The organism is Bradyrhizobium sp. USDA 3311 (assembly GCF_054062495.1).
The window spans coordinates 503,058-514,863 of record NZ_JBSSFI010000001.1; the positions used below are offsets into that span (position 1 = coordinate 503,058).

Annotated in this window: 6 protein-coding genes and 6 pseudogenes; 3 read left to right on the forward strand and 9 right to left on the reverse strand. The window is 58.7% G+C overall.

The genetic code is table 11. The annotated features are described in order from the left end of the window. Positions 1 to 23: 23 nt before the first annotated feature. Complete coding sequence (locus ACVWW6_RS02375) at positions 24 to 743, forward strand: hypothetical protein (RefSeq protein ID WP_161533281.1); 720 nt, start codon at positions 24 to 26, stop codon at positions 741 to 743. A 286-nt stretch (positions 744 to 1,029) separates the two neighbouring features. Here ACVWW6_RS02375 and ACVWW6_RS02380 read toward each other — a convergent pair. From ACVWW6_RS02380 to ACVWW6_RS02405, 6 genes and pseudogenes are all read right to left on the reverse strand, one after another. Further along, positions 1,030 to 1,400, reverse strand: a pseudogene (locus tag ACVWW6_RS02380) (NEL-type E3 ubiquitin ligase domain-containing protein); the annotation flags it as partial. A gap of 173 nt (positions 1,401 to 1,573) precedes the next feature. Then, positions 1,574 to 3,080, reverse strand: a pseudogene (locus tag ACVWW6_RS02385) (ISNCY family transposase); the annotation flags it as partial. A gap of 354 nt (positions 3,081 to 3,434) precedes the next feature. Beyond that, positions 3,435 to 3,702, reverse strand: a pseudogene (locus ACVWW6_RS02390) (IS21 family transposase); the annotation flags it as partial. A gap of 159 nt (positions 3,703 to 3,861) precedes the next feature. Beyond that, positions 3,862 to 4,056 (reverse strand): annotated as a pseudogene (gene tnpB / locus ACVWW6_RS02395) (IS66 family insertion sequence element accessory protein TnpB); the annotation flags it as partial. A 378-nt stretch (positions 4,057 to 4,434) separates the two neighbouring features. After that, positions 4,435 to 5,640, reverse strand: a complete 1,206-nt coding sequence (locus tag ACVWW6_RS02400; protein ID WP_456680083.1) for an IS91 family transposase — start codon at positions 5,638 to 5,640, stop codon at positions 4,435 to 4,437. Positions 5,641 to 5,651: 11 nt separating this feature from the next. Continuing rightward, positions 5,652 to 6,533 carry a tyrosine-type recombinase/integrase gene (locus ACVWW6_RS02405; RefSeq protein WP_172648948.1) on the reverse strand — a complete coding sequence of 294 codons (882 nt, stop codon included), beginning with the start codon at positions 6,531 to 6,533 and terminating at the stop codon, positions 5,652 to 5,654. Between the two features lie 340 nt (positions 6,534 to 6,873). Here ACVWW6_RS02405 and ACVWW6_RS02410 point away from each other — a divergent pair, with 340 nt between their 5' ends. After that, complete coding sequence (locus ACVWW6_RS02410; protein ID WP_161533278.1) at positions 6,874 to 7,542, forward strand: site-specific integrase; 669 nt, start codon at positions 6,874 to 6,876, stop codon at positions 7,540 to 7,542. A gap of 29 nt (positions 7,543 to 7,571) precedes the next feature. On the opposite strand, the gene ACVWW6_RS02415 is transcribed toward ACVWW6_RS02410, so the two are convergent. Next, complete coding sequence (locus tag ACVWW6_RS02415) at positions 7,572 to 7,856, reverse strand: transposase (RefSeq protein ID WP_442869548.1); 285 nt, start codon at positions 7,854 to 7,856, stop codon at positions 7,572 to 7,574. Between the two features lie 221 nt (positions 7,857 to 8,077). On the opposite strand from ACVWW6_RS02415, the pseudogene ACVWW6_RS02420 reads away from it, so the two are divergent. Next, positions 8,078 to 8,339 (forward strand): annotated as a pseudogene (locus tag ACVWW6_RS02420) (transposase domain-containing protein); the annotation flags it as partial. Between the two features lie 166 nt (positions 8,340 to 8,505). Here ACVWW6_RS02420 and ACVWW6_RS02425 read toward each other — a convergent pair. Both ACVWW6_RS02425 and ACVWW6_RS02430 read right to left on the reverse strand, forming a co-directional pair. Continuing rightward, positions 8,506 to 10,156, reverse strand: a pseudogene (locus ACVWW6_RS02425) (M4 family metallopeptidase). Positions 10,157 to 10,260: 104 nt separating this feature from the next. Beyond that, entirely contained in the window at positions 10,261 to 11,538 is a 1,278-nt protein-coding gene (locus ACVWW6_RS02430; RefSeq protein WP_161533272.1) for a M20/M25/M40 family metallo-hydrolase, read from the reverse strand. Positions 11,539 to 11,806 lie beyond the last annotated feature (268 nt).

Genomic DNA, 11,806 nt, shown 5'->3' on the forward strand with positions numbered 1-11,806 from the left:
GGAACGAAATTGATCTGCTGGCTATGTTAGCGACCCCCATCTACATCATCTGCTCTCCTAGCCCGCAGGTCGGTAAAACCCTCATCGCTCGGGCCATGAGCGAGTTCTTGCTGCTGAAAAACGGCACAGCGCTGTCCTTTGATGTCAACTTGAAAGAGCCGTCATTGCTCGACTACCTCCCCAACATCACGGAGACCGCGGATGTGATCGACACTTACGGCAAGATGCAGCTGATGGATCCTCTTATCATCCACGATCGGGTACCCAAGGTAATCGATCTCGGCTTTCACGCCTTCGACGAATTCTTCAAGATGTGCGAGGAGATCGGCTTCATGAAGGAGACGGCGCGCTGCTATGTCGTTCCTATCATCCTCTTCGTCGCGAGCGCTGACCGCATCTCCTTTCGCGGTTATGAAATGCTGCGGCGGCGAATTCCGCCGGCGTCGCTGGTCACCGTCCACAATGAATTCGTGCTACGCGGCGGATTACCTGAAGCGATGGATGGCGAGCGGGTGCTTCGGATTCCCGCACTTTCGCTGTTCCTCAAGAGATATATAGACCGGCTTAGCTTTTCCTTCACTGGATATCTGCGCAACGAGAAGGACTGGTCTACCGAGCTGCATCAATGGATCCGACGGAATTACAGCATGTTTCGCGATCTGGATTCGAGTATGATGCTGCGAGGGTCCTATCGATCGCGGGGGACGGATATCGATAGCCTACGTTTCACAAGAGCCACTTGAGATTTCGGTCTGCTCGCCATCTATTCGTCCGGCCTATGAATGTGTCGTTGACCAATGACTTCAATGGCCGCCGCGGGACGCGAACGCATGAATTGCGGTATACGAATCTTCGCTTTGATCGCGCATCTTTACCGTGATCGTCCGCACGGACCGCGCGACCGGCAGTTGACGGCAGCTCATTCGCCGAATGGCTTCATGCAGACACGCCCGTCCTCGAAAGGATCGATGACTGTCTTGACCTTGTGACCGGCTAAGCGGATCGTCGGGCCCTTCAGTCCGAGGGCGCTCATAGCTCAAGGCCGAGTTTCCCGAGCACCTGGTGCATGACCGCGCTTTTGATCTCGCGGGCGATCTCGTTGCGTATCTGGGCGCCGAGCACCCACTCGGCATCGGCATCGCCTGTCAGACCATGCTCGGCCAGTCGCCCGTCCAAGCGGGTTTGAAACTGTACGCCCATCGCGTCGACGAGCCGCTCCTGCATTTCAGCATTGTCTTCGGGTGCGACACCACGCTTTCCCATGGTTGCCAGCGCGCTGCCAAATAGTCCGGAAATTCCGCCGCTTCCTGGTTCCGCACCGATGCCTCGGCCCTGGCCACATCGTCCTCGGTCACGTGAGAGACGTTCGTGACGCGCATGTCGGGAGCGATGTGCCGCAGCTATAGCGCGACGATCTGGGTGGGAAGACGTATTGCCTCACATATCGATGCTCCCGAGTGAGATCGGCTGCCTCATTTATTTTGCTCCCGGCTTGGGTTGAGGAGGAGGCCGGGTGCGGAGATGGCCGGGGTTTCGGAGCGCCCGGCCTCCTCCGCTGGCACCTGGCACAGCATTGGGGTGTTGTGACCTCATACCCCGGAAGCGTTTCCTCCGTAGGAACGAACAGTAACGCGTTCGCTTGCTCGCTGCGCCAAGATTTAAGTCGACGTTGAAGCGTTCGAAGAAGCTTGTTCGGATAGGCTCCAGGATATTCCACCTGCAACCGGGAGAGCAGTTCGCTGCCAGTCCGCCAGGGTTCGATTTCAAACCATTTTCGCAAGTCCGGCGTTGCCCTGATGAGCGGGTCGGGACGGCGCCGGCCTCTCTTCGCTTTCACGATTGGCCGATCCGTCGGTCGCATAGCTCCGTCCTTCCAGGCGGTTCGTAGACTTGCCAGAAAGAGATCAATCGATTGCGATGCCGCAGCAGGATTGACGATTGGCTGGGTATCCGCAAGCGCCGCGAGGCGTTCCTGCGCGCCGCGGATATCGCGCAACAACGCGACCGGGTCGAGAGTGGCATAGATTTTTTTGGAGATGGGCGCGAACCACGTCGGGCGTGCGCGCGTCGGCGGCCAAGCGCTGGTGTGGTGTTGCCGGCGCGCTGTATGTCTTGCGCACACGCGCCCCGTCGCGCTGCTTGGCTATCAATTTGAACGAGGGCTGGAAGAAGTTCACGAGCAGCCGCGCCGATCGATAGCGTTCGGCCAGCAGCTTGGCCGCTTCCAGGCCCTCGAACCGACGATAGCCGACCATCCTGCGCACGACGGCGCCGTTCTTCTGCTCGATGAACGCTTGGTCATTCTTTCGGTAGGGCCGGCAACGCGTGAAGACGATGTGGCCGCCTCGCAGTAGGCTTTCAGCGTCTCGTTCATGAACACGGTATCATTGTCAGTATCGAGGCCGAGCAGCGCAAAAGGCAATTGCTTGCGCAATTCCGTCAGCACGGTGCTCAACAGCGTCTGTTCGCGCACGATCAGAGGAGCGCACTCCGTCCAGCCGGTAGCAATGTCGGTGAGCACGAGGGTCTGGATGAAGCTGCCGCGCGCAGATGGACCGCTATGCGCTACAAGGTCGGCCTCGACGAATCCCGGCGCCGGATCATTGCAATCTGCCGACGTCCGTATTGGAACACTGCGACGCAACGAGTGCGTCGCATGCCGCCGGCGCTTGCGACCTAATTCTTTCGGATCCGCACCAAGGCGCGGTCGATCGTCGCAGCGCTCATCGCCAAAAGTTTGGCGCGGATCTCGGGGGCAAGGTCGAGGTGGCCGTGCCGTTCCATCGCCTCAATCAGCGCAGGCATTAACGCCTTCAGCCGCTTCCCGCAGATCCGGTCTGACGCGTCCCAAAGGAGCACGAGCGCGTCGTGTTCTGCCTCATTATAGACTCGACGTCCCGTCGGTCTGGGCGTGCGTCTTCCTGACCTCGAAGTAGTCGCATCGCATGCTTGCGATGGTATCCGGTGATGTCGACGAACTCGTCCAATATCCGCGCCTTCTTCGCGCGATCCGAACGCCGATAGCGCGCGCCTGCTGCTGCCGTCAGTTCCTTCCGCGTTGCCATGCTTAGCCATCCCATCTTCGCCCCCGCTCGTTCCCGATCCAAGGGAGCAATTTACGTGAGGCAACGGCTCAGCATCCGGTAACAATTAGGGCGAGGCAATGCGAGGTCTCACCTTGATCGCCGCCGCCCACTCGAGGCGGCCGCGCTGCGTGCGATTGAGATCCAGGCTCGCAACTACCCGATCCTCGAGAAGCTCGATCGCGTTGCAACGCCTGCGTCCCCCAAGCGCGAGCCGATCATACACACCAACATCAGAGGCTCGGACTATTCCCACTATAAGGGAAGAAAATGCTGACACACCCCACACTCCACTTACTTACCCGCCGGCGAGGCTCGTGAAGGCATCGCCGGCCTTACCGGCATGGCCGTGCGGAACAAGTCACAGAAACGGCTGTATCGGTACCCGTTCGGATGGTCCGCAATGTACTCTTCCCGCAGCACCTGTAAGGTCACATGCTTGCGCTTGAGCTCGCGGGCAACAACGGACCAGTCAGGCTCGGCCACCTTGCGGCGACCCGGCTTCACGCCAGGCACCCCGTACAGCAGTTGCTCCAGCCCGGCGTCGCTATCGCTTCCGGGACGGGTGCCATGCCAGACCCGCGCGCATAAACCGCTTCAGCGTGTCACGTACCCTCGACTGCCAGCGCCTTCTTCAGCGCGGCACTGTCATCCGGAACAGCGTCGCGGTCGGCATCCATGCGACGCATGTGAATCACAGATTGGAGGCGTTGGGACTCCCTAAAATGCCGGCAGGCGCAGATTTTCCTGGATCAGCCCGCGCTCCGCGGTCGCCAGCTCAGTTGCGGATTCCGCCAGTCGATCCCAGCATATAGGCCATCTGAGCTGCTGAGATCGATACCGCCCCGTCCGACGCCGAAGGCCATATGAACTTGCCGCGATCCAGGCGCTTGGCGTAGAGCGACATGCCCAGCCCGACATGCCAGAGGATCTTGACCAGGTCGCCGCGGCGACCCCGGAAGATGTAGAGATCGCCAGCATACGGTTATGTTGCGCGCAACAAAATAGAGAGCGTTTTTAGATTGGCGGCGCGGCACGAAGCTTCAAAGTGCGCTGCTTTGAGTGCGCCGGTAAGCTAAAAACGTGTTGGACGAAGCCGCCTAGCTCGGCGGTGCCGCTATGGAAATTGGATGCCGCATCCCCACGGACAGTGCCGTCGCTGAGGCTTCGGGGACATGCTGGATGCGGTCTGGATGGTGAAACATTCTAATCAAGATATGGTCTCCCGGTCGAAAAGACCGGCGACGCCCGCGCCTGGAGCGCTCGATGCCGGAGGCGTGACAATAGGATGCCTGCTGTCTACCTTGGCAGATAGAACGAACGATGATCAATGATTGAAAAATCCCGACCGTCATGAAGTGTCCAGAAACGGTGGGTCTTGTGACGCAACCGGCGCGAGCACCTCGATGCACACCATCTGCCCTTGACGGCAAAAGGGACATTCCCGCAGGGAAACCCCGGTCAGCTCCTCGACCTTGTCGCGATAATCGTGCCCTTCCTTCAGATTCACCGGAGTATCGGAGTGCTGCATTCCGAGGAGTTCGCGGCAGCGGGCGAGCTTTTGCTTGCGGTAGCGGTTGCCCATGAAACCGTAATAACGGATGCGCTGAAATCCCTCGGGCAAGACATGGACGAGGAAACGCCGGATGAACTCCCCGGCGTCGAGCGTCATCACCTTTTGTCGGTTCTCGTTGCGATAGTCCTTCCACCGGAAGCGTACCTTGCCATCCTCGATATCGACGATCCGGTTGTTGGCGATTGCCACCCGGTGTGTGTAGCGTCCGACATATTCCAGAACCTGCTCAGCGCCCGCGAAGGGTGGCTTGGCATATACCACCCAGTTGACCTGGCGGGCGGGATCCAGATAGCGCCGGAATGCGACGAGATCGCGCAGCCGTTCCAATGATGAAAAGAATCGCAACTCACCGGCCTCGAATGCCCTTTGCAGGCCTTCGAGAAATAATCGCCGGAAGAGTCGGGAGAGCACGGCGACTGGTAGGAAGAAGCCGGGACGGCACGCGATCCAGCGGCTCCCATCCGGCGAAAGCCCGCCGCCGGGCACGACGCAGTGGAGGTGGGGATGATGGCTAAGATTCTGCCCCCAGGCGTGAAGCACCGCGAAAAACCCGATCTCCGCGCCGAGGTGTCGCCGATCGGCAGCGATGGTGCGCAACGTCTCGGCGGCCGCGTGGAACAGGATCTTGTAGACCGTGCTGGCATTCTGGAAGGCAATCGCGGCGATCTCGTCGGGAACCGTGAAGACGACGTGGAAATACTGCGTATCGAGAAGCTCCTCCCGCCGAGCCTCGATCCATTCCGCTCGGGCGAGCCACTGGCACTTGGGGCAACTGCGGGAACGGCAGCTGTTGTAAGCGATCCGTCGTTCACCGCAGCGGTCGCACTGTTCGACATGGCCTCCGAGCGCTGAAGTTCGGCAGCGCTCGACGGCAGTCATAGCTGCGCGTCGTTCGGTCGATAGCGAGGCCCAGTGCTGCTCTCGCCAGGCAGCACCGTAGCGACGGAATATATCCGCGACCTCCGGACCTGAGCGGGCCATGAGACTGGCCGTCAGAAATGTTCGGGTGGTGGCGAGGAAGCCTTGGGGATCGGACGCGGCAGCAGTTCAAGCGGGCTCGTCGCTGCGCAAACCTTGTTGGTGGCGATCCGCAGATATTGGGCGGTCGTTGACAGGCTGCGATGGCCGAGCAGGAGCTGGATAGTGCGGAGATCGGTTCCAGCTTCGAGCAGGTGCACCGCAAATGCGTGCCGCAGGGAATGAGGTGTTACCGGCTTGGAGAGTTTCGACATCCGATGTGCCTGGCGGCAGGTGGCATCCACGGCGCTTGTCGATATCGGTTCTCCAGCAACGGCACCGGGAAACATCCATGTTCCGGTTGGTCGCACGGCGCGCCAATAGTCCGTCAGCACCTCCAGCAACCTGGCCGACAGCATGACGTAGCGGTCTTTCTGTCCCTTGCCCTGCTCGACGCGCAGCACCATGCGCTGGCGATCGATAGCCTCAGGCTTCAGCCGGGTCGCCTCGGAAATACGTAGGCCGGCGGCATAGCATGTCGTCAGGATCGCCTGGTGTTTGAAGCTCTCGATGCAGCCAAGGAAGTGCAGCACCTCCTCGGGGCTGAGAATGACGGCCAGTGTCTTTGGCGCCTTTGGGCACGGAATGATCCGGTCGAAATCCCAATCGAGGCCGAGCGTGACGCGGTAGAGAAATCGAAGCGCTGCGACGGTCACTTGCACCGAGCGCGGCGCCAGCTTCTTCTCGTTCGTCAAATAGACCTGGTAGGCGTGGATATCCTCCGGGCCGAGCAAAGCCGGCGATTTAGCGAAATGCCGAGCGAACTGCGAAACCTGCAGCAAATACGAATCCTGCGTGTGTCGCGACAGGTTGCGGACCTGCATATCTTCCATCATGCGTAACCGAAGCGAGGTCATAGCGAACTCCTTGACAAGAGGAACGCTGCGCGCGGGCAGCAACACCATCTTGTCAGGGGCAAGCGCTGATGAAATCGGGTGGATTACGTCGCTGTGCGGGTGGTGCCCGGTCAGTCAGAGACACGGGCTGGCTTCAAGGGGGATACGCCGCACTCAACGCGGATACCCTCCCGCGGAGCCGGTTCGTCCAACCGTTCTTATGTGTCGGACGCGATTATGTGGCGGAGACGCCCTAACGCCAGCCAGGGCGGGCCAGGCCTGGATTCCTCCGCCACATAATATTTTCGTGCCTCTTGCGCGGACGCGGGATCCCCCTGCGCCGCAACGCCAGAGGGGCACAATGCTCGAGTTCTATTTTTCGTATCGCGGGGTGCTCAAGCGCCTTCGTAACGGAGCGCTCGGCGCCGAGATGGATCGCATCGCGGGGCACTTTTTCTCGCTCGGTTACAAGCAAACATCCGCTAAGCTCTATCTGAGCCGGATTGCGCGGTTCAGCCATTTTGCTGCAGCACACTGCGGTTCGGGGCCGATCGGCGAAGCTATCGTCGATTGCTATCTACACTCGTTCACCACGGACTCTCCGCGGATTGCGGCAGTGTCCGCGCTTCAACACGCGCGGCGAGTGGCGCCCGAACGATTCATTGCTTCGGCGCCCAGTGTAGTCGATGATCCGGACGCTCCGCTTTTGAGCTTCTTTTCGGACTATCTAAGCAGGGTACGAGGCCTTGAGCCAAGGTCCCGCGATGGCATTCTCTTGGGCGCGCGGCGCTTTCTGGATTGGCTCCGCCATCGCCACCCCGGCCAAGACCTCGAGACGTTGACGGCGGAGCATGTCCTTGCCGCCGTCGAGTATCGGCTGTCGCTCTCGGCGACCTCCGCCACTCGCACGGCGGCGACCTCTTACATTCGAACGTTTCTCCGCTTTCTGCATTGGGCTGGCCACCACGAGCAGGATCTGGCCCGCGTCGTACCCGCGCATGTCGGTGTGCCCGGGCGATCCAGACCCTGACGCCGCTCGGGATCGGGATCATCGCCGTCTCAGAAGCTCAAGAGCCCGCTGCAGCGCCTCCGTGTCCACGCCCCGGTCAACGCGCTCGCGCCGCCGCCAAGCTCGATCTCGATAATGCCGGCCCTTGCACATTGCGCAGGCGGTGAAGACCCCGGTTGTGGCGCGCCACTCGAGATCGGAGCCGCCGCAGGCGTGATCTCAACCGGAAAAAGCACCGGCGCGGCATCCCCGCTCAACTTGCCTTCGCGCGCCAACCGGCGCCACGTGAACAATTGACTTGTCGACAGCCCGTTACGTCGTGCCGTAACCGACACCAGACGTCGCCCGCCATAGCTCTGCTGACGATCCGCTGCTTTTCTTCCAATGTCCAACGGCGTCGAGCGCCTGTCGAGACGACTTCAAGTCGGGAAACCTTCGAAATAGGCATCTGGTCAGTCGTCAGTCATGCGCCTATGTCTTCATCCTCCTTCAAACCGCACAAGGCGGTCCTGCCCGGCCTGCCCGGAGCGCCCACCCCGAGCTACAGGCCGCCTCCGTGGGCCCAAGAAATTGAACCTTCGCCGGCTCCGATGAGGGCATGCGGCTGCGATCTATACCTTGATCGCACGGCCAAGCTCCACGAGATCTATCCACAGGCTAGGCTCGCCGACGTGCTGGCCCGCCTGCCGGATCATCGCGCCAAGCGCATGTCCTGGGAATTGTCGACCTCAGAACGTCGCTCACGCCGCATAAGCGCGGACGACGTACCCCGCACGATGGACATAGGCCGACATTTCCGGACGCCCGAACCGTCATGACAGGCTTCTCATCCTGGAAGCGCGCACTCTCTACGACAACTCCACGCGGCACCCGAAAGGAGCGCTGGAGTTTTTGCTGCATGGCGCTGATTCTTCCCCAATCAATGCGCTGGAGATCCCTCGGGCCCGAACGAGATCTGGTCCAGGCCTGGGAAGCCATACGCCATCAGTTTACCGAGCCGGCAGCGGCCCGGCCAGAGACACAGGCCCAATGTGGTTTGTCTTCAAGCAACTTCCCGGCGGCCTGGGATGCAGCCATCGCGCAACTAATCCCTACTTGATCAAATGCAAAGACGATATCTTTGGTTTGATACTTCAGCTTATCCGCTGCGCGGAGCACCCCTTCGGCACCATTTTGAAACGTGGCGTTCAACGTCCAGTAGTCTTGATTCGCGACAACAAACGTGTGGAATGCCTTCCTGATATCCCAACCAGAGCGTTTCGATAGGATACAAAACACCTTGTTATAAATTCCACTAGAATAGTGAACCTCCAGTCCATCGTAGTATTTGGAGACGTGGTCTATAGACACGCCATCCTGTGGCGGGTCGCACATATATCGCAAGGACGTGCCAGCTTTTTTGGGTAACATCCGCCCCCACGGTCAAGTCAGGCCCCGATCTTCCGAATGTATCGCCATACTTCTGGAAGTAATAGGACTCGGCAGCCTCTCCTGCCATGTCGGAAAACGACTCATTCATTCCACCTGACTGGTACTGATATTCGAGGTTCGAATTCTGCTCTGTGAAACCATGCGACACTTCATGGGCAACAACATCCAAGCTCACGAGAGGATAGAACATCGTTTTCCCATCGCCAAGCGTCACTGAGCTGCCACTCCAAAATGCGCCGTCCTTATTCTTGGAGTAGTGTACGCGCAAATGCAGTTTCTGCTTCAAAGGACTGACGCCGTACCAGTCCCTATACATGTCCACAACAACCTTCCCGAAAAATTGGGCATCATTGAGCGGTGAGAACGCGCCATTGATATCATCCCCTGCGTTGTTGTAACACCTAAACGCAAAAGGCTCGTTCGTACCTTCGTCAGAGAAGTTCATGTGCTCGGTGAAAACATCTGGGCTATCCATTTGACAGATGCTGCCCTGCTCGTTCACTTCGAAGGGCGGAACGGTTTCGCTTCCATAGGTGTATTGGCCAGTCTTGGCATTTCCGCCAGGCCCCGTTCCTTTTTGGGCGTGTTGTAGGTTTTCATAGGAACTCACCGTTTCGCCTGTGATAGCGTCGATAAACAACACAGGACGTGTTGGGCGTGGAGCTGCTGTTCCGTCCCGGACAGTTGTAAAGAACGACGTGCGGTACACAAGCCGGACCTCGCCATTCTTTTGAACGAGATACACGAGATCGGCCTCTTCATTTTTATAGCTGCTCCCGCGAAGCGTAGGAGCAGAGGAGAGCACAATCTCCTTAGCTTTTTGAAGCGCCTGCTGTTTGGTGATCTTGGCGGTCAGGGCCGGACCTAGATCGTAGGCGGCAGTTCCGCTTAAGGCAACAATTCTCGTGCCATCAGCAGATCTCTCGGCAACGATCTGCGGGCCCCACACGGGAATTCCGTTGTGCTGCTGCTCAAGGCGGAGGGTGGCGCCGGAACGGTTAGGCAGCGCCTTAAGCGACGAAGAAGTATCGAGTTCGAGTAATCCGGCAACGGAGGCCTCAGGTGATCTTCCTTGAGCTATTTCACCTAGGGGACCGGTTTGAGGTACAACCTTGTTCACCTCACGAATCTCGGCGGCGGTAGCTGACCCTAGCGAGGCACTCAATACAAAGCACGCCAGTGCGTGGATACGGTTATGACGCATGACACTGTCCTCAAGCTCGATTAATCGCTTCGCTGCGCTGAAAGTAGCGAACGTAATTGCTGCGATCTGGCTCAACCTGCATATTCATTGTCATCTCCCCTTCATCAGTTGCGATAGCTCTCACGACCATCGACGCCTTTTGCTGTTTCGATCACAAACTCAATTGCAAGCTTGGCGAAGCGCGCGGCTTTTGTTGCATCCAACTTGGAGACCACGTCCTCCGAAGTGTGAATGTATGGATTGATACCTTCGAGCGGAGCCTCGAAAGGCCAGGCTGCGCGGATGCCATTTCTCGTCCACGAGGCATGATCAGAGCATGCGTAGCCGCACTTAGTTTCACCGTGCGTGATCGCATGAGCACCAGAATGGTTGTATTCCTTTAGGAGCTTAGTGAGAAAACCATTTAGTTCGGGGCTGGTGTAATCATCGTTCACCAGGTAGATGTCCCGGGGGGACCGGTCGGCATTGAAGCCGGTCATGTCAAGCTGCAAGGCCGCAATTACCTTTTGCCCTTCTTTGCTGTATCTGTCCGCGATTTCTGCGGAACCTCGGAGCCCTACCTCTTCTGCCGAGTAGGCCATAAACTTAATGGTCCGCTGCGGTTTGAATCCCGTTTCCATCAGCACACGAAGCGCCTCTGTGACGACCGCGACTCCGGATGCGTCGTCGTCAGCACCAGGCGCGTTCTCTTTGGGGTTCTCTTTATTCTTATTAATTGAGTCGATATGCGCGCCAATCACCACTATTTCATCCGGCAGGGACGCGCCTCGGATTGTTCCGATAACCGAGTTCTGAACCCAGCCGTGCGAAAATAGCGCGACTGTGAAGTCTGGACGCTCCTGTCCCATGCTCTCCCATTCTCTACGAACAAACTCAGCCGCTTCTTGCCCTTTGGACGTTTCGAAGTGTCGCGTCCCGAAACCTTGGAGCATTGTGATCGTGCTGAGGATCTTATCGCCCTTAACCCGATCAAGGGCTCGGCTCACGATACTCTGCTGATCAAGCGTCTCCGGAAGGGAAGCTAAGTAGCGAAATCCGGGCTTGTAAGCTGGGTTGTCCACCTCCTTGAGGGCTGCCTCGCGCGACGCGTGAACAGTGAAGCCGCCGCAGCGTGGGCATGCGCTGCGCATCCAATTAGAAAACCTGTCTAAGTCTTTCTCAGCGATGTCAGCAACGGACATGCCGTTGATCACTTGAAACGTGGGAGCAACGAGATCGTCAGCAACTGATTGGCGGCTCGCAAGAGACCGCTGCGCGGCAGCTGCCGCATTGTCGCCAGTGACAACCCAAAGCCTTGAGGATTGTGCATAAGTACAGGGACTGCCCACCAGCAACATGGCTAAAGCAGTTAGAATTGTCTTCGAGCAACTCATTCTTTTCATGCCTACTCCTTTTCGCCGACGCATGAGCATGCCGATGACGCAACCGCGCTACGCACGGTTTGCGGCGGCTGCCGGACAACCAGTCGTCCAGCGATGACTCGCGGCCGGTCCGCTTGAGGTTGATGTCCTTTGCGAGAATTGCTGTGGTCGTGCGAACAGAGCAAGCGGCGTGCCAAATCGAAATTCCAACATTACGCGTGCTTCGTAGCATCTGGGTGCGTCGAAGCTCGATATTGGGCTAACCTGACAATCGGCACGGCTAGTGACC